Consider the following 23,333-nt stretch of genomic DNA (forward strand, 5'->3'; position numbering starts at 1 on the left):
GCAGGCCCGGTCAAACCGTCTAGGACCAGCGACGCTGCCAGAACGATTCCGGCGGTTGCGATCGTCCGGCCAAGGTCAAACCGATCGCCAGGCCCGCCAGCAGCCCCAGTCCAAAGGCGGCCCCGGCCGATTCCAGAGGATGCTTCGACAGCGTGTCGACCGATTGCTGGTAGCCTTGACGCGCCTGAGCGGACAACTGGTCGTACTGGGCACGGGCCTGTTCGCCGGCCGCGCCGACCGCTTCGGAGGCCGATTGCGAGACGCGCTGCAGGGTCGAATCGTCGCCCTGGCAGCAATCGTCCAACATCGCTTCGATCTGCTCGCGACTTTGACCCGTCTTGCGCTGAATCAAACCGACCAATTGGTCCGCGTTGCCTTCGACCTGCTTCAGTTCATTGTCCGTGATCTGGCCGTGTTTCTTTTTGACTTCGCCGACGATCTTGTTCCAGTTCCCACTCAATTGTTGTTTCGTGACCATGCTTGCTTTCCTTTCAGCGCCATAACTCGTTCTGTAATTCAACCTCTCAGCCAACCGGCTGCGGTCGACCTGCCGAGGAGATCTATGGAGCAAGTCGCGTGCCAAATTGCGGCGATCGGCCCGTGGGCGGGGGGCCTGCGGATCGGTCCGGTCCGCCGGCTTGCTGCGGCCCATATTACAGCGTGGCCAGGTCGACGTTGGGGATGCCGCCGCCGTAGTAGGTCTTGTATTTGACCTTGCGTTCCAGGTCGCGGATGATCGCCTGGGTGAAATCCACGCCGGTGTGCTGTTGGCTGCTGCCCAGACCGCCGGGGCTGAACACATTGATTTCCATCAGCTTGTCGTCGACGATGTCCAGCCCCACCAGGAACATGCCGTCGCGGACCAGCTTGGGACGCACCATTTCCACCAACTCGAGCATCTGGTCGGTCACTTCGACCGCTTCGCTCCTGCCGCCGGAGTGCATGTTGCTGCGGGCGTCGCCCGTGGAATTGACCCGGCGAAAGGCGGCGTACTGGCCGTCCACTTCCAGGGCCCGCCCGTTCATGACGAACATCCGGACGTCGCCGTTGACCGCCGCCGGCAGGTATTCCTGGGCGATGCAGTAGCCATCGCGAGTGACGGCTTCGATCATCTGGTTGATGTTGGCCTGCTCGTCTTCATTGATCAGGAAAACGCCTTGGCCGCCCGAACCCTGCAGCGGTTTGATCACGACCTTGTCGTGTTGTTCCTGGATAAAGGCTTTGATCTCTTGAGGGCTGCGGCTGATGCAGGTCCGGGGACGGACCTGTTCGGGAAAATGCTGGAAGTAGGTTTTGTTGAGGGCGTTGACCAAATTGTTCGGGTCATTCAAGACGATCACGCCCCGGGCGGCGGCCAGTTGGCCAAACAGGATCCCACTGGTCTGGGCCCACACCCGGTCGGTGGCGTCTTCGGCCGGATCGTTGCGCAGCAGCAAGACGTCCAGATCGTCGACGGTGACCTTGGTCCGAGGCTTGCTTTTGTCCTGGGCCGCGGCCAGGTATTCTTCCAGTGAATCGTACTGTTGATCGGCAGGCTCGCGGGCATGAGCGTGAATGGAACCCTCGGGTTCGTAGACGAAATCGCCCACGCCCATCAGATAGCTCTGATGTCCCATGTTGGTGGCGGCCATCGCCAGGCGCGTCGTGGTATAGACCGCCTGTTCGGTTTCCACCTGGTTGACAACAAATCCAATCTTCATGTTTGGTGCTCTAGTAATTCGGTAACAGAAAGGCCTCGGCAGGCTTCGAGTCGCTCGCGGGCGCCGGCTTGCTGCCAAAACCGTGGGAGGACCGCCGGTGCTTCGATAATCCCCCGACGCCGCAGCTCCTGGATATAGGGCAAGTGCGGCAAACCGATTTTGCCGACGTACAGGGGCTCGATATCGTGACCGCGAGCCAGATAGGCCAGCAGATCTCGCAGGCCGCGCAGGTAGATCACATCCTTGGTTAGGCCCCCGCCACGGTAGGCTCGCAGGGTGGTCACGAACGATTTTCTCGCCCCCAGTCCGTGTTCCTCGTGCAGGCGGGCGAACGTGTCGGAGAACGCGGCGCCGTCGGTCATGCTGCGGGCGGCGATCACCCGCGCGGCCAATCCCCGCAACCGTCCCGCGGTCAGCCCGCCGGTCAGGTATTCGGCCAGGACTGCCAGTCCCTCTTGCAGTTCCTCGTACCGGGCCAAGCCGGCGTACAGCTGGCGGAAGGGTTGGTTGCGGCCGTTGAAGTACGTCAACAGATGAGTGCCGATCTCATGATGCAGCAGCGGGCCGATCCGGCGAGGCGAAAGCTTCAGCGTCTCGGCGACCAACAGTTTGCCTTGCGAAACCATGATGCCAGAGGCGATCTCGTTGCAGACTTCGACCGTCGCGTTAAAGCTGGGCATCTGGCGGTGGTAGTAATCGATCTCCTCGCGAGCCCGCTTGACGACGGCATCCAGCGAGAGAGACGCTGCATTGGCGGAGCGACCCCTTGGCATTTCGCGATTGGACGTGCCGGTGCCGGCAGCCGGGCGTTGCGAAGACCGGTCCAGCAGCTGTGCGGCCAACTGCACCAGGTCGTCCTCGGCGCCGCCGTACAGCTGCAGCGAAGAGTGCAGGAACTGCGACGTGTCCAGGTGCCGCAGGGCGGTCAGCTCGCAGTCCAGCTCGTCTTGCTTTTCCCAAAACAACTTTGCCAGCGTGGTGTCCTCGATGCGTTCGATCTCGATGTCGAACAGGCGCCGTTTCAACAGATTGATGCGGTAGGGCAGCGGGCGGTAACGCAGCAGGGGCATGCCGGCAAAGCCGCTGGCCTGAAACTCAGCCCAGGCTTCGTCGGAGTTGATCGGGGTAACCTGCAGCAGAAAATCAAACGACTGAGAAACCTCGCACAGCTGTTGGTCGACCAACCTCGCCGCTTTGACCAGCGCCGTCGGCCCCAGGGTGTGGTAGTGCATCGCGGTGGTTTTTCCGTCGCCACCGGTGAACTTGCTGATCGCGCGGCGGAGCGCCCAAGCCCACTGCCCCCGCAGCTCTTCCAGGACCACCGGATACAGCTCGCCGGTCTGGTTGTCGCGATAGAACGGCCGAACCGCGATACCCAGATGCACCACGCCGGCCAGCGCGGTGTCCTGGCAGGCAAGTGCCAGTGGAGGCAATTCCGGCGGCGTGATTCGGTCCGTCTGGCAGACCTCGACCGTGGCGGCCGCACCATCGACATCGATCTGACCGAGCGCATCGCAAAACGTCTCGAGCGTCCCCGGCATGCTGCTGGCTTCCCGGCAATGCACTTGAAAATCCGGGACGTCGCCGCCGCTCGCTTCCGCCGCCTGCTGCTGGGACCAGACTTCGACGATCAGGAACGTTCCGAAATGTTCCCGCATGGTCGACGCGATCTGGCCACACAGTTGGCCGATGCCGCGTTGATGTTGCGGCTGACCGCTGGCGTGCAAGTAGGCCGCTTCACTGGTGACCAACTCGCGTGTTCCCGCATCGGACCGGGGTGGCTGGCGATACACGCAAAGAAAAGGCAACTGACGATCCATTCGCAGCCGGCCGCCGCCGGGCAGGTTGCGGCGCACACGACGATTCTTCGCCAGTCGCCCTTCGACGATGGTCGACAGCTGGGAAAAGTTGGCAGCTTCAGCAGAGGTGCTTGCGGCACTCACAGGTTCTCCAGTTCCTCCCGCACGCCAGGGATGGTGGATTGCAGCACGTCGAAGATGGTTTCGATCTCGCTGGGGTCGGTCTGACCGGTCCATTCATCCATGAATGTTTTTTTGAATTCGATCGCCAACGAACAGACTTGCCGCGGAAAGGTTTTGTGGATCCAGCGGCTGAAATGGCCGCCTTGGAAGCGAACATTTTCTCGTACATCCAGCGTGCGGCCGTGGTACTCGTGCTGACGCAGGTCCTGGATGAACCGGTCCACGACCGGGGCCCAGTACTCTCGCTCCATCGTTCCGGTGCCCACATTGACATCGGGGTTCTCTAGCGGATTGGCGGCCGGCGCGTCGGCACCTTCGCGGCGGTGGTTGTAGGAGTGCAGGTCGTACACGACCACGTGTCCGTACCGATCGAGCAACTCACGCAGCAGGGTCTCGACCGATGCGTAGAACTCGTCGTACTCCGACAACGACTTTTCGATCATCTCTTTGGTCGGCGGACGCCGCCACAGCTTTAGCCCCCAAGCGTCCTCGGGTTCGATATACACAGCTTCGTCGCGCGGCCGGTTCAAGTCGACTTCGAAACGGGACCGCAAGCCGACGATCTGAGTCTTGGCGACCTGAGTCAGTTCGCCGGTGTGCGGATCTTCTTCGCGAAGCCGTTCTTCTTCATCGATGGCCATCCGGTCTTCCAAGCGGGGACGCATGTCGTGTCCGTCGTGCACCGCCGCCGCCACGATCGGACCGGTACCCCGCTGGAAGATACAGTGAGGCATCAGCGTCATCATCGAGCTCCTTCGGTAGAACGGGTAGCAAAAGCGGGGAATCGTCCTTCGTTAGTGAGCACGCCCTCTGGTAATGAGCTCTGCTGCAAAGCCTGTACCACATGCCGGTGGTCGCGGCCGGCCGCCGGACCGCGGAGGTGGCTGAGTTTCCTGGCACACAGTTTGCACCTCTGGTTCCCCGTCAAACGGCGATGCGGCCGGTCCTGTCGGGACGGTTGCTGCATCGTCACTCGCGGCGTTGCGAGGTCGATTTTGAACGGTCCAAGCGGACCATCGGGCACGCCGCGTTTGCAATCGAACGTTACCCAACCAAAACCGGAGAAACACGCATGAGTTTGGAAACCAAGAACACGTTGAATGAGAACACGCTGGAGAAGCTGCAGAAGTTGATTCGCGCCAACATCGATTCGTACGACGGCTTTCGCGAATCGGCCGAGGAGCTGAAGGACGAACGCGTTGCCGCCCTGTTTCGAGAATTGGCCGCTGAACGATCAGCGATGGCGGCGGAGTTGCAAAAGCACGTCGAATGGAATGGCAAAGAAGCCGAGGACGATGGATCGGTGGCCGCCAGCGTGCACCGCACCTGGATCAATATCCGCAGCAAGCTCAACGGCGGCGACACCCAGGTCATCCTCAACGAAGCCGAACGCGGTGAGGATCACATCAAGAACGCCTACGAGGAAGTGCTGAAGGAAACCTCCGGCAGCGCCATGAACGACGTGCTGCAGTCGCAGTACGCCAGCGTCAAAGCCGGGCACGACAAGGTCCGCGACCTCCGCGACGCCTACAAGAATAAATAACGTTCGGTACAGCGTTGAAAGCGCTAGCGGTTTTGTTCGGGGAGTGCTCCGATGCTTTTTGTCGTTCTCGTGGATCAAGCAGATCCTCTTGCGGCTCGGAGCACTCCTCGGCTTTCACAGTGGCATAGGCTTCCAGCCTGTGAAAACAGTGGCATAGGCTTCCAGCCTGTGAAAGCAGTGGCATAGGCTTCCAGCCTGTGAAAACAAAAAGAAGACCATCCAAGGAGACCGAAATGAACTGGGACAAGATTCAAGGCAAGTGGAAACAGGCCAAGGGCCAAGCCCAGCAGAAGTGGGGCAAGTTGACCGATGACGACCTGGACGTGGTCGATGGCAAACGGGAAGAGCTGGTCGGCAAAGTCCAGGAACGCTACGGCATCGCCCGAGACGAAGCCGAGAAGCAGGTCAAGGAATTCGAGTCATCCTGTAACTGCTGAGCCGCCGAACCAGCACACTGAAGCAGTTCCCGCATCAACTCGATTTCCTTCAGGTGTCTAACTGCGAAAGTCGAGCTAAGGCCTGGGCTTCTCCGCCCTGGACTCCTCCGCCACCGACTCCGGCGTTCGCTGGGCGATTGAGTAGGGCGGCAGGTTGGGACGCATCATGGCGGTCATCATTTCCGCTAACAGACCGGCGACCAACAACTGGGCGCCTAGCAGAATTGCCAGGATGCAGAAGTAAAAGATCGCCTTTTCGTGCAGGTGCAACACCGCGATCGATTCGAACGCCCGCGAGATGCACCACCAGGCCGATAGGATGGCCAGGCCGACGCCGCCGAACAGGAAACACAGCAGCCCCGCCGAACCGATCAGGTGCAGCGGTCGCTGGGCAAAACGCGTCAAGAAATAGATCGTCAGCAGATCCAAAAAACCTTTGACGATGCGGCCCACCCCGTACTTACTCTTGCCGTGTTTGCGAGGATGGTGCAGGACGGTGATCTCGGTCACTCGCCAACCGCGAGCGTCGGCTAACACGGGCACAAAGCGATGCATCTCGCCGTACAGCTTGACCTGATCAAAAATCTCTCGTCGATAGGCTTTGAAGCCGCAGTTGTGATCGTGGATCCGCACGCCGGTCAGCCGGCCGACCAAGTAATTAAAGACTCGCGACGGCCCCACTTTGTGCCAGGGATCGTGCCGCACCTTCTTCCAGCCGCTGACCACGTCGTAGCCGCTGTCGAGGGCTTCCAGAAACCGCGGGATCTCCTGCGGGTCGTCTTGCAGGTCCGCATCCATGGTGATCACGATCTCACCGCGGGCGGCTTCGAAGCCCGCGGCCAGGGCCGCCGCTTTGCCAAAGTTGCGACGAAAACGGATGCCTCGTACGGTATCGAATTCCGCGGCCAGTTTCTCGATCACCTGCCACGAATCATCGCTCGAGCCGTCGTCGACCAGGATGATATCGGCGGTGTGTCCGATCTGCCGCAGGACGGCCGTGACTTGGGCTACCAGGGTGCGAATCGTCTCCTGTTCGTCCAACAGCGGGACGACGACCGAGACGACAGAGGGGGGCGCGTTGATCACTCGGCTCCTTGGTACTGGGCGGGGATCGGCTTGTCGGCCAATTCGTCGATGACGCCCTGGCTGCGCTGTTGAGCGTTCAGGACTTCCATCAATCCGACGAACATCATCACCTTGCCGCCCTGGGGCAGGGCCTGCTTGATCATCCGCCCGGCCGCGCGGCCCGCCATGTAGTTGCTGGTTCCCAAGTAGAATAGTCGCTCGCTGTCCGGGGCGTCGCCGTCGTGACAAATCACCGGCATCGCCCGGCTGGCTTCGTTGATCATTTCGACTTGATTCTCCGGGTCGATGGCGCTGATCGCGATCCCGTCGAATTGTTTGACCACGTTGGATTCGAGCAATCGTTTTTGTTCTTCGATCGTCGACGTGCTGGGCGGCTGGAACTCGACCTGCACCTGAAAGTGCTCGGCCGCTTTCTCGCAGCCCCGGTCGGCCAGGATCCAGAACGGATCGGTTCCGTTGGTGATGAATGCAACCGAGACGTCCTCCTTGCCGTCGCCCATCCGAGCCATCGGCTCGAGGATCGGACCGTTGCCGGCGTTCATCGCTTCGACTTCCTCGGTAAAGGCTTGCACATTCTGGGCGGTGATTTCTTTGTAAGGAATGTAAATTCGCTTGTCGGCCGGCACGTCCACTTCGCCGCTGCGGGCCAGAGCGGTCAGGAATTCCACGGAGCGGAATCCGAAGACATAGGGTTGTTGAACGATCGTTCCGTAGACCTCGCCGTCGCGGATTCCTTTCAGCGTTTCAGGGTGCTCGTCGAAACCGACCACCTGGATCCGCTCCGCTTTGTCCGAGCCCTCCAGAGCCGCCAGGATGGCCGGCGTGTTGGCGCTCCACAAACCCACCAGGCAGCCCACATCCGGGTGCAGCAGCAGCGTCGATTCGACGTTGCCCTTGGCCTGGGAGTTGTCCTGGCGGTCAGTCATGATCCCCAGCACCGTGTAGTCGCCGGCCTGGAGCGGGAAACGATCGGAGGCTTGGGCTGGGTCGCCGCCTGCACCGACGGCTTTGGCATTGACGCCGGCCGTGGGTGTAGAGCGATCGCAGCCCAGCGAGGTCAGCAGTAAAACGGCCAGTGGGGCCACGACGAGAAGGCGGTCAGTGCGCATGTTCTTTCCCTTCGGGGAAGCGGGATGGCGGGCAGGGTCACAGTGTAAGCCGCCGGGGGAACGCCGGAAAGGTTGCTGCGCTGGGCCTTGCTCGGTTGCTGCGCTGGGCCTTGGTCGGTTGCTTCGCTGGGGCTTGGTCGGGTTGTGAGGATAGGGGGACTTTTCCGTCTGCCAGAGCCGGCCTATGGGTAGGGCCGGAAGCTGGTCGATCAGATCCGTGGAGCCCACCACAGCGCCGGCTGCAGAAGTCTGCTGGCGGCTGTGGCGCAAGAGGACGCAAGAAACATTGCCGCCACGACGAGGATGTTTGCATGGAGTTACGGTTTGTTGATTCGGGCGCCCGCCCCCTGCCGGCCGCGCGGACGATCGGTATCTGGCGGCTGGTTTCCCAGTTGCACCGCGGACCGTGGACCGAATTGTTTCTGGCTCAGCCGGCCGACGCTTCGGGCAGTCCCCGCTGTGACTACGTGGTCAAAGTGGCTCGCAAAAGCATCCAGGAACAACCCGAAGGGGCGATGCAGATCCGCGCCGAAGTCGCCGCCGCATCCGACGCGTCCCATCCCAACCTGATCCCCATCCTGGACGCCGCCCTCTCGGCCAGAGAACCCTACTGCGTGATGCCGCGGATCGAAGGCGATACGCTGGAGGAGCGGTTGCACAGCGGCCAACGCCAGCCGCTGCCCGTCGCTCTGTGGTGGTGCCGGCAAACCGCCCAAGCCCTGGCCGCCCTGCACGCCGCGGGTTGGATGCACCGCGATGTGAAACCATCGAATCTGCTGATCAGCGACCGTGGGCACGTCACGCTGGTGGACCTGGGCTTCGCTGCGGAGCACAACAGCCTGCACGATCCGGTGTTTCGCGGCACGCCCCAGTTTGCCGCCCCGGAACTGCTCGAAGGCAAGGGGATCCTCAACCCCGCCGCCGACATCTATGCGTTGGGCAAAGTCATGCAGCTGATGGTGCCCGAGGCCAGCGGAGCTCCGGAACCGGTCGCCGAGTTGATCGGCCGCATGCTGAGCACCGCGGCGAAGCAGCGGCCGAGCGCCGAGCAGTTGGTCGACGAGCTGTTGAAGCTGGAGATCGAGACGCTCGGACACCACATCCTACCGAGCGCCGCCTAGCGGCGAGATTTGAGATTTGCTGGCTCCGGCGGATTCGATGTAGGGGCTCCGAGCGGTAGAGGGCAATGTTTTCTCCCCTCTCCCCCGCGGCGCCGCGAGCGTCAGCGAGTGAAGCAGTGGTGGGAGAGGGGCCGGGGGTGAGGGGGCTCGGGTGCAACGGAATGACTGTTTGCGTACGCCTTTCCGATTCCCGCACCGTATCGAGATCGAGACACCGCACTGGTGGTGCCGCTCTGCTGGTCCCCCTCACCCCCAACCCCTCTCCCCCGAAGCCTGACTCGCTTAGGCTCGCCAGGCTTCGGGGGAGAGGGGAGAAGACGAATCTTCGCATACATAGAATCCGCCGGAGTCAGGAGATTTGAGATTTGAGCTTATCTCACTCGCCCCTCGCCTCTCGCCACTCAGCACTCGCCGGCTCGCCCCTCGCCGCTCGCTACTCTGAAGCCGGGCGGCCGAGGGCGCGGATGCGGAGGCCGAATTTGTCGCCGATCTTGACCGCTTCACCGGTGGCCAGCGGATGCCCGCCGACTTCCAATTCCAGCGGCTCGTCGCAGGTTTTGTCGAACATCAGCATCGTTCCCGGCACGATGTTCAGCACGCCATCGAGGGCGAGGCGTTTGCGTGCCAGGGTCACCGAGACGGGAGCCTTCAGGTTCAGCACATGATCGCGGTGGGTCGGGGGTGGATTGGTCATGCTGGCAAGTATCGGCATTTCGGCCCGTCATCTTTGGCCCGTCATCTTTGGTGCGAATGCTGTCAAATTAGGCGGCTGACTCCGGCTTTGCGGCTTCCAGCCCCACTAAGGGCGGGCAAAGGTTGAAAATTGCCGCGCTTTCCCCCCGAGAGAGGGTGCCATGTCGGGGTGCGAGCAGATAGATTGGCTGCGTTGCGAAATGACCGTGCGACCCGGTCGAACGGCTTGGATCGCAACTGGCGTTATGAAAAGTCGACACCGATCTTTGAAAAGAAAGTAAAAGCGATGTGCCTACTCGCTGTGCAGTACCGGCTGGTTCCGGAAAGCCCCATTTTGGTCGCCGCGAATCGTGAAGAATATTACGATCGCCCCAGTTTGCCGCCTTCGATTCAGTCGGGCAAGCCGCGGGTGTTGTGCGGGATCGATCAACGCGGCGGAGGAACCTGGCTGGGCGTGAACCAGAACGGTTTGTTCGTTGGCCTGTGTAACCGAGCGACGGCCATGCCGATGTTCGGCCAACGGTCGCGGGGTCTGCTGGGGTTGGATCTGCTTCGCTGTGGTTCGGCCAAGAAAGCGCTCGACAAGGCGCTGAGCGAACTGGAGACGACGCGTTACGAAGGCGTGAACATCTGTATCGCCGACGCCAAGGATGGCTGGGTCGTGCACGTGGACGAGCAGACCGAAGTGGCGGAATTGCAGGAAGGCCTGAACATCATCGGGGCCCGGGACGTCAACGATCCCACCGATGAGCGGGTCCAGATGGCGCGCCGCCTGTTGACCCTGCAGATGCTGGATTCGCCGGTGAAATTCCTGGCCGTCGCCAGCAAGGTCTTCGCGCGTTCGCCCACCGGGCCGGGTCGGCCCAGCATGGTGATCCGCGGCAAGGAGCACGGTACGGTCAGCAGCACGTTGATCGCCCTGGGCGTGAAACCGCGGGACGCGATCTATCAGTTCGCTAGCGGAGCCCCGGACCAGTCGAAATTCGAGGACTACTCGCCCATGTTGCGAGACATCCTCAGCCGCGGACTGCGGGAAGCTCGTTCCAAGGTTCGCGCCTAAGGGGGCGGCAGAACCCGCTTCGCGAGAGCTGTCTCGCGGCGGCACAACCGCTATTCGCTCCGAATTCGAAGCCGAAGTGATTTCGCTTCGGCTTTTCTCTTGGCGGATAAACTGCTAATCTCGTACCTGAAAGCACAAACCGAACCCTCCCTTATAACTTCTCTATAGTGAACCTATGGCCAAGCCACATCACAAAGTCAAAAAAGCCAACCACGGAAAACGTCCCGCCAACGCCAAGGGCCGCAAAGCTCGCCGGCGCAAGCTGAAGACCTAAGGCACCTTCCGGTCGTTTGCTCCCGAGAATCGTCCGAGTACCCTGTTTAAGACCGCGTTTGCTACGCACTGAACGTGTCCACCGCCGGAGTGCCGTTTGTGGGAACACCCGAATTTATCATCGACCCTGCAACTTTGGATTTCGACGCCCCGATCGCGGGTATCGAGGATATCCGTAAGTACAATCCGCAGCGCTACGAGATGGAGCAGCTGTCGGCGATCCTCTGTGAACGCCGCGAAGAGCAGGCCTGTGCCGCGTATCGCTTGTTGAGCGAGGATGAGTTCTGGGTGCGTGGCCACATGCCGGGCATGCCCCTGATGCCCGGGGTGATGATCCTGGAAGCCTCGGCACAGCTGGCCAGTTACTTCACGCAGAAGTACGACCTGTTGGGTGCGGCCATGGTCGGTTTCGGGGGGCTGGACGATGTGCGTTTTCGCGGGGTGGTCACGCCGGGTGATCGGCTGGTGGTGATGGTGCGCTTGGACCGCGTCCGTCGCGGGCGGATGATCGTGGCCTCGTTCCAGGGCGTGGTCGAGGGACAACTTATCGCCGAGGGCGTTTTGCGAGGCATTCCGATTCCGGTCGAAGCGTTGAATGCGCAGATGTCCGAAAGCTGAACCCTTTCGGGATAACGCTCGTGAAACCGGTCGCTTCGAACGATCCCATCGTGTGGCGCACGATGGTTCTGTTGATGATCGTCACGCTGGGGATTGTGGCAGGACGCATCGCCGTGGTCTCGAGCAGCAACGGTTTGACGCCCTTTCTCAGTGCCAATGATCGCAGTCGTTGGTGTACGGTCGCGGCGCTGGTCGAAGACGGCACGTACCGGATCGATCGGCAGATGCAGATCACGGCCCGGGATCCGAAGATCAAACGCGACGTCCGCACTTGGCAGACGATCGATCGGGTGCGTCACCAGGGCACCGATGGCGTCTACCACGACTACAGCAGCAAACCGCCGCTGCTGCCGACCTTGATCGCGGGCGTCTACGCCGCGGCGCACCAGATCACCGGCATGCGGCTCTCGGAGCATCCGCTGTACATGGGACGTTTGGTCTTGGCGCTGACCAATCTGCCGCTGTTGTGGTTGTTTCTGGCGCCGATGATGTCCTTGATTCATCAATCGGGCCGGACCAAGTGGGGGCGCGTCTTTTGTGCGGCGGCCACCTGCTTCGGGACGATGCTGCTGCCGTTCAGTGTGTCGCTGAACAATCATCTGCCGGCGGCGGCGGCGGCGGCCGTCGCGCTGTGGGTCTTGGCCGATGAAGCTCGTTCGCATCGCTGGCACTGGATGCTGGTCGCGGGGCTGGCCGCGGGGATGATGGCGGCCAACGAACTGCCGGCCCTGTTCATGCTGGTACTGTTTGGTCTGCTGGCATTTTGGCGATCGCCGGCGGCGGCGGCCAGCGGCTTTGTGCCCGGCGTGCTGTTGGTCGCCCTGGGTTTTTTTGGCACCAACTGGATCGCCCATCAAAGCCTTCGGCCCCCCTACGCCCATCGCGGCAACGGGCCCTTGATCGCCCGCGTGGAGCCCGAAGGGGAGCTGGAAATCGCGGACATCCGCCGGGCGCTGATCGACGAAGGCGAAGCGATCGACGAGCGGATGGGGTTGTTGGAAAGCCACCGAGAGGGCCGCTGGATGGCGATCACCGAATCCGGCAACCAGCGTTATGCGGTGCTTCGGGACGGCGATGCGTGGGCCGTGCACCACTGGGACGATTGGTACGAGTACGAGGGCAGTTACTGGACCAGCGATCGGCGGACCGGAGTGGACCTGGGCGAACCGCACCAGGGGATCTATGTGCTGCACACGACCATCGGGCATCACGGCCTGTTTTCGCTGACCCCGGTCTGGATCTTGGCCGTGGTTGGGGCCGCGTTCTGGTTTGTCGACGACGACGGGCTGCGGCGCGCGTTGGCGATGGCGATTTGCTTGGCCACGCTGGTCGTGCTGGGATTTTACTGGATGCGGCCCCTGATCGATCGCAACTACGGCGGCGTCAGTGCGGCGCTCAGGTGGATGCTGTGGTTCGCCCCGCTGTGGCTGTGGTTGATGATTCCGGCGGCCGACAAACTGGCCAAATCGCCGTGGCTGCGAGCTCTGGGCGGGGTGCTGCTGGCGATCAGCGTCTTTTCGGTGGCGACGAGTCTGGACAATCCGTGGCAGCATCCTTGGCTGTACACGTTTTGGGACTATCTGGGCTGGATAGGACGCTAGTTTTTTCGGTATCGTCGCCGACGGATTCCGCCTTATGTTGCGGTTCTTGGTTTTGGTCTGAGGGTACGTCAACGGCATGGAAGCCGCCGAACAATCGCAGCCTGCGCCGAAAACCCGGCCGGCCGTCTCGCGACCGCGGCGCCTGCGCTGGTTGGTGCTGTTTGCCGCGCTGGCCTTTTTGGCGGTTCGCGGACTGGTGCCGGAGACCCTGGGCGAGCAGGCCCGGCGATCGATCGAAGCGAAACTGGCCACACACTATCCGCATCTGGAAATCCGCATCGGCTACGGCCGCTATGACGCCGGCAGCGGCTTGGTGCTGGGAGACGTTGCGGTGGATGTTCCGCAGCCCGATGGCCAATCCGTGCCGCTAGTGCGGATCGACCGCCTGTTGGCCGAGACCGACATGCACTGGCAGCGGGTCTACGACGGCGAGTCGCCGATGTGCGCCTCGCGGATGATCGTCAGCGGGGTGGAGCTGAATCTGTGGGCCGATGACCGCCAGCGGTATTCGCTGGAACAGCTGCTGCCGCTGCCCGAGATGGGCCCCGGATGTCCGGTCGTACTGGTCCGGGACGGACGGCTGCGCTTGATGCGTGATCCGACCGATCCGGCCCGCTCGATCCAGTGGCAAGACATCCGTGGCCGGATCATCAAAATGACCGCCGACGATTCCGCTGCGGCGACCTACCGCGTCCAGGGCATCGCCAGCAGTGCGGAATGCCAGCAGTTGAGCTTCACCGCCGCGGGCGGTCCTGGGGGCTGGGACGTGCAGGCGGCGGCGACCCAGTTGCGGCTGGATCACCGGCGGCTGGAACGATTGCCGGCGCCGTTGGCGGTCCTCCGCCGGACCCTGGACGGTTTTTCCGGTTTAGGTAGCGCCCAGTTGCGGCTGCGAGCGGTGGCCGATCAGCCGCTGGACTGGGAACTCAGCGGGCAGGTGGTCGAGGGACGGTTCGAGCATCCCCGGATCGCCTTGGCGGCGCAGAAAATCAGTGGCCGCTACCGCATCGGTCCGGCCGGGGCACAGTTCGAGGACGTGCAGGCGTATGTCGATGGGGCGCTGTGTCGCGGCAGTGCGCAAACCGACGCCCTGCAGTGGCCGTGCACGCTCCGCTGCGAACTGGCCGCCGACAATCTACTGTTGGACGGGCGACTGGCCGCCGCCTTGCCACCCGCCCTGCGCGCCAAATGGGACCGCTTGCAGCCTTCCGGATTGGTCGACGTATCGGCCGTCGCCGTGCACGAGAGGGGACGGTGGTCGACCGCCGCAACGGTCCAGGCCAAGGGCGTCGCGGTGCAGTTCGATCGTTTTCCCTATCCGGTACGGGATCTGAACGGGACGGCCGAGTTTCGCGACGGGGTGATCACATGTGAAGAGATGTTCGGGATGGTCGACGGGCAACCGCTGCACTGTCAGATGCGATTGACGCCGGCCGGATCGGGCGAACCCCTGTGGTTTCGCGCCTCGGTCGACGGGGCGATCGCGATCAACGATCAACTGCTGGCCGCCCTGACGCCGCGTGGCGAACTGCCCACCAAGCTGGAGACGTTTGCCCGATCGTTGTCGGCGGCCGGCGGGGTGCGCGTGGCGTCGGCCGAGATCGCGATCGACGAAGCGGGTAACAAAACGCAGCGGATCGATCTGCGCTTCGAAGATGCCCAGCTCCGCTACGACGGTTTTCCCTATCCGCTCTATGGCGTGCACGGGCAGGTTCTGGTTGAAAACGAGACGACTCGGCTGATCGGATTCGTGGCGGAAAACGGGGATGCGGCGGCCGTGCACTGCGACGGCACGTATCGCTTGACGCCCGGCGGCGGGGATCTGGACCTGCGTTTCGTCGGCAAAGGCGTGCCGCTGGATCGAACGCTGCGGGCCGCCTTGCCGGAGGCTTCGCAAGTCACCTGGGATGCGCTCGCCCCGGTCGGCATCCTGCAGCGCGTCGACGTGGCCGTTTCCAAACGGCCACAGCATCTGACGCCGGAACTGAAGCTCGTTGCCTCTCTGGGCGATGTCTCGGGCGTCTCTCAGAACACGGTCAGCGTCCGGCCCAACGCCCTACCCTATCGCATGGACCTGGTCGCCGGGACGGTGGTGTACGACGCCGGCAGGGTCACCATTAAACAGCTCGACGCCCGCCACGACGCCACGCGGTTGGCGGCGAACGGCACCTGTGAAGCGGTCGAGGACGGCCGCTGGCAGCTGGACCTGAACGTGCTCAGCGGCAGCCGGATGACGGTCGACAACGAACTGATCTCGTCGTTGCCGCCGCAGGTGCGGGGCGTGTGCCAGCGGCTGCAGCTACGCGGGCCGCTGGGCGTCAGCGGCAAGACGTCGTTGCTGTTGCCCAACGATCGGTTTCCCCAGCCCGAGTCGCGATTCGATCTGAAGGTGCAACTGGAGGGCAACCGCATCGGCGACGTGGGGCCCGTCCGCGACATACGTGGCGAATTGACGTTTCGCGGCGAGCAGGACGCCGCCGGAATCAATGCCGATGGCAGCGTGCAATTGGATTCGATGCATTTCCAAGGCATCCAGTTGACCGGCGTGCGAGGACCGTTCGCCGTCCGCCACGATCAATTGCTGTTGGGGGTCGTGAATCCGGCCCTGGACAAAGGCGAAAATTTCCAGCCCATCGCCGGCCGCGTTTTCGGCGGCCAATTCACGCTGTCGGCCACGATCGGATTGGCGACCAGCCAGTACGAAGCCCTGGTGTCGCTGGACAAAGTCGAAGTGCCCGCGGTGCTGGCGGATTTCCAGCAGACTCAGTCCGACATGACGGGCCGGTTGAGCGGACAGATCCAATTGGAAGGGGCCCTCGGTGCGATGCATCTGCTCAAAGGCGTCGGCGAAGCTCGGTTGAGCGAAGCGAACCTGTATCAATTGCCGCAGATCGTCCAGCTGTTAAATCAATTGCGGGTTCGCCCGGGAGAAGAGGTCGCCTTTACCGACGGCAAAGCCCTGTTTTCACTTTCTGGCGACCAGATCGCGTTCAGTCAGCTACAGTTGTGGGGGGACTTGATCGCCCTGCACGGCAGCGGGACGGTCAGTCGGATGCGCGAGTTGAACCTGAATTTCAACACGCGGGTCAGTCCGCAGAACACGTGGAGCCGGTTGATTCGGCCGCTGGACAGCCAGCGATACACGCTGTGGTCGATCAACGTGCAAGGTCCGCTCGACGCCCCCACGATCCAACGCAGCACCCTCGAAGGGGTCAGCGAGACGCTGGATCGGTTGTTTCCTGGGATGGGACTGGACAGTATCTCCCAGCGGGCACGTTCCACCTTTGGCAAATCCATGTAGATGAATATCTATCCCGTCCCGCCGACCGGCCTCGCGTCGCTTGCCGGGACCCAGCGAGCGGCGGCCAAGGGAACCGATCTGGATCAGGCGGCCGCCGCCGAAGCGGCTCGGCAACGGGCCGATGCTCCGGCCGGAGACCGCAGCGACGTCGCGGAAATCGAACGCGATGCGGCGGCCGGCGACAGCGGAGCCGACGGACGCCAAGCCTACGAGCGCGGTGATTCGCCGCAGGACGCCAGTGCCGAGCAGGAGGATCGTGCCGGGCAGGAGGATCGTGCCCGGCAGGATCCGAACAAGCCCGCCTCTCCGGCGAGCCGCGACAGCGCCAGCGGCCAACACCTGGACCTGCAAGCGTAGGCTTTTTGCCTGTGAGCCGTTTGGGCGATAGCCCCGGTTGTGCGGTGTGTGCGTAAAGGAACCGGGGCGTTCGCCCAAACGGCTCAGGGCGTCGTCTTAGGCCGAATCCTCTGGCTCTTCTTCGGCGTCGTCGACGGTGACCAGTTCTTCGCAGTAGCCATCGGCCGAATCGAAGCGGCCGCAGTAGAAATCGGCCACCAGGTTCTTGCCCAGAGCCGTGCGGCTGACGCGGCCGACCAGCGAACGGTACACCAACCACTGGTCCGAGCCGACTTCGATCCGGTAGGCGACGGCTTCGTCGTCGCCGACGATCCGCAGCTGTTCGGCGACGGTTAATTGACGCCAGGTGCGCGGTTTGGTGAAGCGGCGCCGCTGGCCGTCGATCCACAGCGGCGCGTAGACATTGTTTTTGCCCCGTACGGTCAACTGCAGCCCGTCGTCGACCACGTCGAAGGAACCCACGGCAGGACCGACGCGCCATTCGGGCAGGGCCAGCGGCAGGGCCAGGGCCCGGGGTTTGGAATCGTTCAGAATCACCTCCCAGGTCTCTTCCTCGCTTTGGCAATCGGCCGTCGGAGCGGTTTGCCAGCGACCGCGGTACTGAATCGGCGCGGCCGAATCGGCGCTTTTCGATACACCGCCCGATGGCGACCCATCGCCCGACTGCGACACCACGGCGTCGGCCAACATCACGCAGCGATCGTCACGGACGACCATGATCTGGCGCTGCAACATCAGGTCGCCGCTCCACGCCTGTTGCAGTTCCAAGTAATGCACATCGTCGTCGGTGTACTGACAGGTTTCGGTCCATGGTCCGCAGGGCGCCAGCGTCTGCTGGCCGCGCTGGATCTGGACTTCCCAGGTGCCTTGGATCAGCCGTGCGCGTCCGGTCTGGACTTCCAGGCGAAACGGTTCGCTGCCATAGCTGAGGAAGACGCGGCCGCGGCGAACGTCCCACTCGGGCAACATCGCCGCCAGGCCGGCCGCTTCGCTGTACAGCATCGGTTCGGGCAAACGAACCTGCCAGGCGAGTCGCCCGCGGCTCTTGCTGTGACCCAGCGAAGCTTGGACGGCGGGACCGAGCGACTGGGCGTCCAGGATCGCCGCGGCGGTGCTCAGCAAACCGCCGTCGGCGCCGTCTTCGCGGACGTCGGCTTTGGCTGCGGTCGAGAACACGGCGACGCCGTCGGGATTGGTCAGTGCGGCGGCCCAGGTGGTCAGGTTCCACAGCAGGGCTTCGCCGGCGGAGGGGAGTTTGCGATCCGCGACGACCTTCAACAAACGCTGCACACGCAGGCCCGCCGCCAGAATTAATCGCACGTGAATCGCGGATTCCGCCAAGGCGTCCTCGATGGCCGCGTCGTGTTCGGCAAGCCAGGCCAGGGCCGCGGCGGTTGCCGGCTCCTGCATCGCTTGGCAGGAAGGCAGGTCGGCCAGAGACCAGGCGAGCACCAGCCCCAACTCGCCGCCGAGCATGAGATGGGCCGGCGAATGAGGCGGACTCTGCTCGGCCGCCGCACGCTGCAGCGACTGCAGGCGGTTCAGCACATCCCACCACAGGCGTTCGTCCAAGTGCTCGACCAATTCCGGCAGGGCGTAGGCCCAAATTAATATTTCGCTGTAATCCGGCGGCGCCAGGCCGGGACTGCTGAGCGAATCGCAAAACGACTCGGCGGCTTCACAGAAATCGATTTGCGGCTGCGCGGCCAGCGGCTCGCCGGACGCCAACCGGCTGACCGCTTCGAGGCTGGGCGACAGCGGATGACCGGTCGCCGAAGCGTGGCCCCAGCGCAGCGTCTGGCTGCCCTGAGCACCCTTGGGCCACAACCGGTCCGGGCAACGCTTGCTGCGCCGCTTCTGAATGCGTTGTTTTAGCTCGGGCCACAGGAACGCGTCGGCCGCTTGACCGGTGGCGGAGGGCATGTCCGAACGTGGAGTATTAATCGCAGTGGCCATCGATGGTGGAGGAGCGCCGCAGAGGAGCGAATTCGGTTTGTCCAGTTCCCGTCGGGGGACGTAGAATGGGGATCTTACCGTGTTTTGAACCTTCCTCCCAGTCAAGCGATTCTATGATTCTTCGGCTGTTTTCCCGGGCCGCGTCCGTCCTCGTGGCCGCCTTCCTGCTCGCCACCGCGGCAGCCTTGCCGGTTTCCGCGGCGCCTCCCCTGCCCACCTCGCCGGCGGTCGAGCAAGCGGCCGAGGGCGAATCCTCGGCCGAGGGCGGAGCTGTCCGCTCGGCCGAGGGCGTGCCGGTCGACGGCGTTACCGCTGCCGGCGAGGCATCCCTCGAGGACGCGGACGACGCGGAAACCGCTCGGGAAGAAGCCGCGGCCCAGAGAGCGCGAATAGAGGCCGAGGTGGCCCTGCCCCCGGATCCGGCCGACACGGTACGCGACCGCTTTGCGCCGCCACCGGGCGCGATTCGGCTGAGCAAGAACGGACGTCTGTGGGTCGACAAGCAGGGCAAGCAGGTGTTGGTCGATGGCTATGTGGCCATGGATCGCGGGATGCTGGAAATGTTCGCTTGCCCGGCCGGCACCAAGGAACACGAATCGGTGGTTGCGGTGTTGGCCCGGAGCCGCGACGTTCACACCGCCCTGTTGGCCGTCGGCGCCCAGTCCGGCACGCCGGTCCAGTACGCGCCGAAGTTCGTTTCGGCGACGGGCCAGAGCATCCGCGTGTGGGTGCTGTGGTACGACGAGGAGAGACGTCTGCAAAAGAGCGACGCTCGCAAATGGGTGGTCAAAACCGGCACCAAGCAGACGTTGAAACCCGACTGGGTGTTTGCCGGCAGCAATTTCTGGAAGGATCCGGCCGATGGTCAGGTGTACTACGAAGCCGACGCCGGTGATTTGATCTGTGTTTCCAATTTCAGCAGTGCCATGATGGATGTGCCGGTCGCCAGCAGCAAAGACACCGGGCAATTATTGTTCAGCGCCGCCCAAGGCGTGGTTCCGCCCGACGGCACGCCCGTGCGACTGGTCCTGATCCCGATTCCACCGCCGGTGGATGATCCCGAATCGCTGCCCCCGCAAGCCGATCCCGACCAGCCGCCGGCCGACAAATGGTTGTCGCTGCGGAAGCCTCAGGAAGCTTCGCCGGGCCAGACCGACAAGGCGGCGCCGGCCGCGGATTCCAAAACCGAGCCGGACGCCGCCGGGACCCAAGCGGAGCCGGAGACCCAAGCGGAAACGGGGACGCGGTCATGAACGAAGCCGATGCATTTCAGCCCGTGCTGGTGATCGCCGGCCAAACGCCGGCCCTGTGGCGAGTTCGCTCGGGCGACCAGCCCACCGCCTCGCCGCTGACGGACGCGGAGCCGTCGCGCGACGCTTTGGCCGAGTCCACCTCGGGCGAGCTGGCTTTGGCTCTGTTCAGCGATCATAGGCGAGCCGAGGACTACGGTCAGACGCACTTCGGCTCGGGCGCCTATCGAACCAGTTCGCCGGATCCTCCGGCAATGGTCCGCATCCTGGCCGCTTGTGTCCGCCAAGGTGTTTCCGTGGCCGTGCTGAACCCGCACGGTTCAACCGCCGGTCGAGCGTTCGATCTCAAGGCGATTCTTCGTCAAGTTCGCCAGCAACTGAAAGCCGGCCAGCCGCTGCGCTTTTAGCCGCGCCTCATAAGGACCCGCGTAGCCGAACTCGCCAGAGTTTGGACCGTCGGACCGCCCCATCCTCCCGTAGCCGAACTCGCCCGAGTTTGGACCCTCTTCGCTTATTGCTGTCAAAAAATTGGACACTGGAGGGCCCCGCGGTTCTAATGGGGGGGCGGGGGCGTCACGTGAAGGGTTGGTGCTCGTCGTTTCTGCTGCCGGCCTGCGCAGCGACGAGAGAACCTTCTATTTGGTCTTATCCGGCGGCACGACGGGCTGTTGATTTATTCGAGATCGCGTTGCTTATGTGAGCCGTTCGGGCGATAGCCCCGGTTGTGCGGTGACGAAACCGGAGCTATGAAAACGCCGGGATAAACCGGTTTGAAGTTGAGAATGAAAGAGTCTTACAGCGAAATTCTAGCCAGATACGCTGGCCCTGAGTCGTACGCCGATCGTGGTAACACGGTGGGTGTGGTAACGACAGGGGTAAACCCAGGCCTGGGCATTGAGCTCCGAAAGCAGGTATTTCCGATGTGCCGACACTCTATAGCCCGTGGAAGGCAACACCCCGCCGGTCGTTATTGGCAAGACCGGCAGGGACGCGGCGGAGTCGAAGAACCGGAGCATGGGTGGAAACTTCAAACACGAGAACCGGGAGATCCTGTGGGCCTGCGGAAGGAAGTCGTCCGCAGCGGTCCGAAAACTCCACTGGAGGTAAAGCGGACATGAACGCTCACAGGAAGTCAGATGACCCCATAGTACCGATGAGCCCGGCGAACAACGGCGATGCTGAATCGTCGACGGAGTCGGCCGAGGAAAGGGGGGCAGCAAGGAGGAACGCCAGAGAGTCCCACCTCGACCGGACGCCGAAGCCGGAACATCGAAGGTCACGGGGGCTCGCTGGTGTGCGTGAGGCGGCGCGCAAGCGCCGTGAGCTCAAGTTCACTACGCTGCTTCACCACGTCGACGTCGATCTGCTGACTTGGAGCTTCTATCAGCTCAAAAAAGCATGCAGCCGTCGGTGTCGATGGCATGGGGTGGCGCGAATACGAGCAAGGTCTGGAAGAACGCATCGTCGATCTTCACGGCCGCATTCACCGCGGAGCCTATCGGGCGACGCCTTCCAAACGGGTTTACATTGCCAAGGCAGACGGGCGAAAACGTCCGCTGGGGATTCCGTCTCTCGAAGACAAGATTGTCCAGCACGCCGTCCGCACGGTTTTGCAGTGCATCTACGAGGAAGATTTCGTCGGATTCAGCTACGGCTTCCGGCCCCAACGTAGCCAGCAGCAAGCACTCGATGCGCTGTATGTTGGGATCACCGAAAAGCGAGTGAACTGGATTCTGGACGCCGACATCGAAGCTTTCTTTGACAACATCGATCGTGACTGGTTGATCAAGTTCATCGAGCATAGGGTCGGAGACAAGCGGATCGTTCGACTGATTCTCAAATGGCTCAATGCCGGGATCATCGAGGGAGCCGAGTGGAGCGATGATGGCAAGGGGACGCCTCAAGGAGCGGTACTTTCACCGCTGCTTGCGAACGTATTCTTGCACTACGTTTTCGATCTGTGGATCGGACAGTGGCGAAAGCAGCATGCGACGGGCGATGTGATCGTGATCCGCTATGCGGATGATTTTGTGATCGGCTTTGAGCATGAGACAGACGCACGAGCTTGTCTCAAGGCGCTCGGTGAGCGTCTGGGGACGTTTGGCCTCAATCTTCATCCGCAGAAGACCCGTTTGATCGAGTTCGGCCGCGGCAGCGCGGCCCGGCGCGAACGGGAGGGCCGAGGCAAGTGTGAAACCTTTGACTTTCTGGGTTTTACGCATGTGTGCGGCAAAACACGCCGGGGAAACCGGTTCGCCCTAAAGCGAATATCGGTGGCCTCACGGATGCGCCGCACGCTGGCAGCGATCAAGGTCCAGCTTGAACGTCGCCGGCATGACTCAGTAGGGCAAACGGGCCGCTGGCTGGGCAGTGTCGTGCGTGGCTGGCAGCAGTACCATTCGGTGCCTGACAACTACGAACGCCTGGAGCAGTTTGACAAGGCGGTAACGAGGCTCTGGCGACGCCAACTTCAACGGCGTAGCCAACGGGGCAAAGCCCGCTGGCCGTGGTCACGGATGGGGCGTCTGGTGCGAAAGTACCTGCCTCGTCCGCGGATCATCCAACCCCGTCCAAACATTCGGCATCACGCTCGACTCAGAGCAGGAGCCGTATGAGGGAATACTTCACGTACGGATCTGTGCGGGGGGCCACCGGCAACGGTGGTCCCTACCGCGTTCGCCCAAACGGCTCACATCAGCAATGCGTTTTCAAATAAATCGACAGGCCGACGAAGGGCAGGAGGCACTGACTGAGCGAGCTCACGCCACGCAAGGCTGCGTTCGATTGACTCAATGCTTTGAGGGGGGGCAGCCATGATTTCGCAGCCTGCGACCGCGGATCAACCGACGGCCGAATCGACCGTTGTGTTCATCAGCTACAGCCGTAAGGATTTGAGGCTCGCGCTGTAGATCGGTTTCAGCTCATGGTTCTGTTCTTAGTTAGGGACCCGACTACGTCTTACCGCGGAGCTTTGGGCAGTTTCGAGCATGCATGGGCCCTGGATGTGACGGCTGGGCAGCCTGCTTCAGGCAGAGCGGATTGACCCACGGCCTAGCGAATTCGGTCGTAACGGCTGAAACCGCCATCGGCAGCTTTCGTCATTTGAGGTTAAAGCGAGGTGCCAAAACTTGGGGGCGACTCTCGCAGCATTTGCTTTCTGTGATGCAAACTTGCACTCTCCCCCAGGGTGGGGTAGTATTGTGATTGTCCGGGTGTGGGGTTGAGCCCCGCGAATGCGACATTCAG

20 protein-coding genes are annotated in these 23,333 nt (G+C 62.7%); 12 read left to right on the plus strand and 8 right to left on the minus strand.

The genetic code is table 11. From position 1 onward, the window contains the following. Window positions 1-19 precede the first annotated feature (19 nt). The 4 genes from GE027_RS10710 to GE027_RS10725 form a co-directional block, all read right to left on the minus strand. Entirely contained in the window at window positions 20-478 is a 459-nt protein-coding gene (locus GE027_RS10710; protein WP_162006676.1) for a CsbD family protein, read from the minus strand. Window positions 479-653: 175 nt separating this feature from the next. Next, entirely contained in the window at window positions 654-1,700 is a 1,047-nt protein-coding gene (locus tag GE027_RS10715) for a glutathione synthetase (protein ID WP_153557188.1), read from the minus strand. After that, window positions 1,697-3,643, minus strand: a complete 1,947-nt coding sequence (locus tag GE027_RS10720) for a flavohemoglobin expression-modulating QEGLA motif protein (protein WP_162006677.1) — start codon at window positions 3,641-3,643, stop codon at window positions 1,697-1,699. The genes GE027_RS10715 and GE027_RS10720 overlap by 4 nt, the downstream gene beginning before the upstream one ends. Further along, window positions 3,640-4,425: an N-formylglutamate amidohydrolase gene (locus GE027_RS10725; RefSeq protein WP_153557214.1), complete on the minus strand. Its 786-nt coding sequence runs from the start codon at window positions 4,423-4,425 to the stop codon at window positions 3,640-3,642. Before GE027_RS10725 ends, GE027_RS10720 begins: the two co-directional genes overlap by 4 nt. Before the next feature lie 329 nt (window positions 4,426-4,754). Here GE027_RS10725 and GE027_RS10730 point away from each other — a divergent pair, with 329 nt between their 5' ends. Both GE027_RS10730 and GE027_RS10735 read left to right on the plus strand, forming a co-directional pair. Continuing rightward, window positions 4,755-5,225, plus strand: a complete 471-nt coding sequence (locus GE027_RS10730; protein ID WP_153557190.1) for a PA2169 family four-helix-bundle protein — start codon at window positions 4,755-4,757, stop codon at window positions 5,223-5,225. A gap of 233 nt (window positions 5,226-5,458) precedes the next feature. Beyond that, entirely contained in the window at window positions 5,459-5,662 is a 204-nt protein-coding gene (locus tag GE027_RS10735; RefSeq protein ID WP_153557191.1) for a CsbD family protein, read from the plus strand. Window positions 5,663-5,737: 75 nt separating this feature from the next. On the opposite strand, the gene GE027_RS10740 is transcribed toward GE027_RS10735, so the two are convergent. Together GE027_RS10740 and GE027_RS10745 are read right to left on the minus strand one after the other, a co-directional pair. Beyond that, window positions 5,738-6,748 (minus strand): glycosyltransferase family 2 protein, encoded by a 1,011-nt coding sequence (locus tag GE027_RS10740; protein WP_237607455.1) that lies wholly within the window; start codon window positions 6,746-6,748, stop codon window positions 5,738-5,740. Next, on the minus strand, window positions 6,745-7,857 hold the full coding sequence (locus GE027_RS10745; protein ID WP_153557216.1) for a substrate-binding domain-containing protein: 1,113 nt from the start codon (window positions 7,855-7,857) through the stop codon (window positions 6,745-6,747). The genes GE027_RS10740 and GE027_RS10745 overlap by 4 nt, the downstream gene beginning before the upstream one ends. Window positions 7,858-8,168: 311 nt before the next feature. Between GE027_RS10745 and GE027_RS10750 the strand changes: the two genes are divergently transcribed. Beyond that, window positions 8,169-8,978: a protein kinase domain-containing protein gene (locus GE027_RS10750; protein WP_153557192.1), complete on the plus strand. Its 810-nt coding sequence runs from the start codon at window positions 8,169-8,171 to the stop codon at window positions 8,976-8,978. A 433-nt stretch (window positions 8,979-9,411) separates the two neighbouring features. Here GE027_RS10750 and GE027_RS10755 read toward each other — a convergent pair whose 3' ends face one another. Then, window positions 9,412-9,672: a FliM/FliN family flagellar motor C-terminal domain-containing protein gene (locus tag GE027_RS10755; protein WP_237607456.1), complete on the minus strand. Its 261-nt coding sequence runs from the start codon at window positions 9,670-9,672 to the stop codon at window positions 9,412-9,414. 285 nt (window positions 9,673-9,957) lie between these two features. Here GE027_RS10755 and GE027_RS10760 point away from each other — a divergent pair, with 285 nt between their 5' ends. The 6 genes from GE027_RS10760 (at window position 9,958) to GE027_RS10780 (ending at window position 16,881) form a co-directional block, all read left to right on the plus strand. Continuing rightward, on the plus strand, window positions 9,958-10,731 hold the full coding sequence (locus GE027_RS10760; protein ID WP_153557194.1) for an NRDE family protein: 774 nt from the start codon (window positions 9,958-9,960) through the stop codon (window positions 10,729-10,731). Window positions 10,732-10,906: 175 nt separating this feature from the next. Further along, the gene (locus tag GE027_RS23740) at window positions 10,907-11,005 is read left to right on the plus strand and encodes a 50S ribosomal protein bL37 (protein WP_390621586.1); all 99 of its coding nucleotides are present in this window, start codon (window positions 10,907-10,909) and stop codon (window positions 11,003-11,005) included. A 98-nt stretch (window positions 11,006-11,103) separates the two neighbouring features. Then, entirely contained in the window at window positions 11,104-11,622 is a 519-nt protein-coding gene (locus GE027_RS10765) for a 3-hydroxyacyl-ACP dehydratase FabZ family protein (protein ID WP_153557217.1), read from the plus strand. A gap of 20 nt (window positions 11,623-11,642) precedes the next feature. Next, the gene (locus GE027_RS10770) at window positions 11,643-13,223 is read left to right on the plus strand and encodes a hypothetical protein (RefSeq protein WP_153557195.1); all 1,581 of its coding nucleotides are present in this window, start codon (window positions 11,643-11,645) and stop codon (window positions 13,221-13,223) included. 76 nt (window positions 13,224-13,299) lie between these two features. Then, complete coding sequence (locus GE027_RS10775; RefSeq protein ID WP_153557196.1) at window positions 13,300-16,524, plus strand: hypothetical protein; 3,225 nt, start codon at window positions 13,300-13,302, stop codon at window positions 16,522-16,524. Then, a complete protein-coding gene (locus GE027_RS10780; protein ID WP_153557197.1) occupies window positions 16,525-16,881 on the plus strand; it encodes a hypothetical protein in 357 nt (118 codons plus the stop codon). Between the two features lie 96 nt (window positions 16,882-16,977). On the opposite strand, the gene GE027_RS10785 is transcribed toward GE027_RS10780, so the two are convergent. After that, window positions 16,978-18,837 (minus strand): hypothetical protein, encoded by a 1,860-nt coding sequence (locus tag GE027_RS10785; RefSeq protein WP_153557198.1) that lies wholly within the window; start codon window positions 18,835-18,837, stop codon window positions 16,978-16,980. A 113-nt stretch (window positions 18,838-18,950) separates the two neighbouring features. On the opposite strand from GE027_RS10785, the gene GE027_RS10790 reads away from it, so the two are divergent. From GE027_RS10790 to ltrA, 3 genes are all read left to right on the plus strand, one after another. Then, on the plus strand, window positions 18,951-20,090 hold the full coding sequence (locus tag GE027_RS10790) for a YdjY domain-containing protein (protein WP_153557199.1): 1,140 nt from the start codon (window positions 18,951-18,953) through the stop codon (window positions 20,088-20,090). Further along, complete coding sequence (locus tag GE027_RS10795) at window positions 20,087-20,494, plus strand: hypothetical protein (RefSeq protein WP_153557200.1); 408 nt, start codon at window positions 20,087-20,089, stop codon at window positions 20,492-20,494. Before GE027_RS10790 ends, GE027_RS10795 begins: the two co-directional genes overlap by 4 nt. Before the next feature lie 1,014 nt (window positions 20,495-21,508). Continuing rightward, window positions 21,509-22,702, plus strand: a complete 1,194-nt coding sequence (ltrA, locus tag GE027_RS10800; RefSeq protein WP_202617386.1) for a group II intron reverse transcriptase/maturase — start codon at window positions 21,509-21,511, stop codon at window positions 22,700-22,702. Window positions 22,703-23,333: the final 631 nt, after the last annotated feature.

This window comes from Roseimaritima sediminicola, assembly GCF_009618275.1.
GTDB classification, from domain to species: domain Bacteria; phylum Planctomycetota; class Planctomycetia; order Pirellulales; family Pirellulaceae; genus Roseimaritima; species Roseimaritima sediminicola.

Bases quoted from the DNA above. Each gene is read 5' to 3' on its own strand.
- GE027_RS10710 (WP_162006676.1), bottom strand. From the start codon at position 478: ATGGTCACGAAACAACAATTGAGTGGGAACTGGAACAAGATCGTCGGC.
- GE027_RS10795 (WP_153557200.1), top strand. From the start codon at position 20,087: ATGAACGAAGCCGATGCATTTCAGCCCGTGCTGGTGATCGCCGGCCAA.
- GE027_RS10790 (WP_153557199.1), top strand. From the start codon at position 18,951: ATGATTCTTCGGCTGTTTTCCCGGGCCGCGTCCGTCCTCGTGGCCGCC.
- GE027_RS10735 (WP_153557191.1), top strand. From the start codon at position 5,459: ATGAACTGGGACAAGATTCAAGGCAAGTGGAAACAGGCCAAGGGCCAA.
- GE027_RS10780 (WP_153557197.1), top strand. From the start codon at position 16,525: ATGAATATCTATCCCGTCCCGCCGACCGGCCTCGCGTCGCTTGCCGGG.
- GE027_RS10745 (WP_153557216.1), bottom strand. From the start codon at position 7,857: ATGCGCACTGACCGCCTTCTCGTCGTGGCCCCACTGGCCGTTTTACTG.
- ltrA (WP_202617386.1), top strand. From the start codon at position 21,509: ATGGGGTGGCGCGAATACGAGCAAGGTCTGGAAGAACGCATCGTCGAT.
- GE027_RS10750 (WP_153557192.1), top strand. From the start codon at position 8,169: ATGGAGTTACGGTTTGTTGATTCGGGCGCCCGCCCCCTGCCGGCCGCG.
- GE027_RS10755 (WP_237607456.1), bottom strand. From the start codon at position 9,672: ATGACCAATCCACCCCCGACCCACCGCGATCATGTGCTGAACCTGAAG.
- GE027_RS10785 (WP_153557198.1), bottom strand. From the start codon at position 18,837: ATGGCCACTGCGATTAATACTCCACGTTCGGACATGCCCTCCGCCACC.
- GE027_RS10730 (WP_153557190.1), top strand. From the start codon at position 4,755: ATGAGTTTGGAAACCAAGAACACGTTGAATGAGAACACGCTGGAGAAG.
- GE027_RS10725 (WP_153557214.1), bottom strand. From the start codon at position 4,425: ATGACGCTGATGCCTCACTGTATCTTCCAGCGGGGTACCGGTCCGATC.
- GE027_RS23740 (WP_390621586.1), top strand. From the start codon at position 10,907: ATGGCCAAGCCACATCACAAAGTCAAAAAAGCCAACCACGGAAAACGT.
- GE027_RS10715 (WP_153557188.1), bottom strand. From the start codon at position 1,700: ATGAAGATTGGATTTGTTGTCAACCAGGTGGAAACCGAACAGGCGGTC.
- GE027_RS10775 (WP_153557196.1), top strand. From the start codon at position 13,300: ATGGAAGCCGCCGAACAATCGCAGCCTGCGCCGAAAACCCGGCCGGCC.
- GE027_RS10760 (WP_153557194.1), top strand. From the start codon at position 9,958: ATGTGCCTACTCGCTGTGCAGTACCGGCTGGTTCCGGAAAGCCCCATT.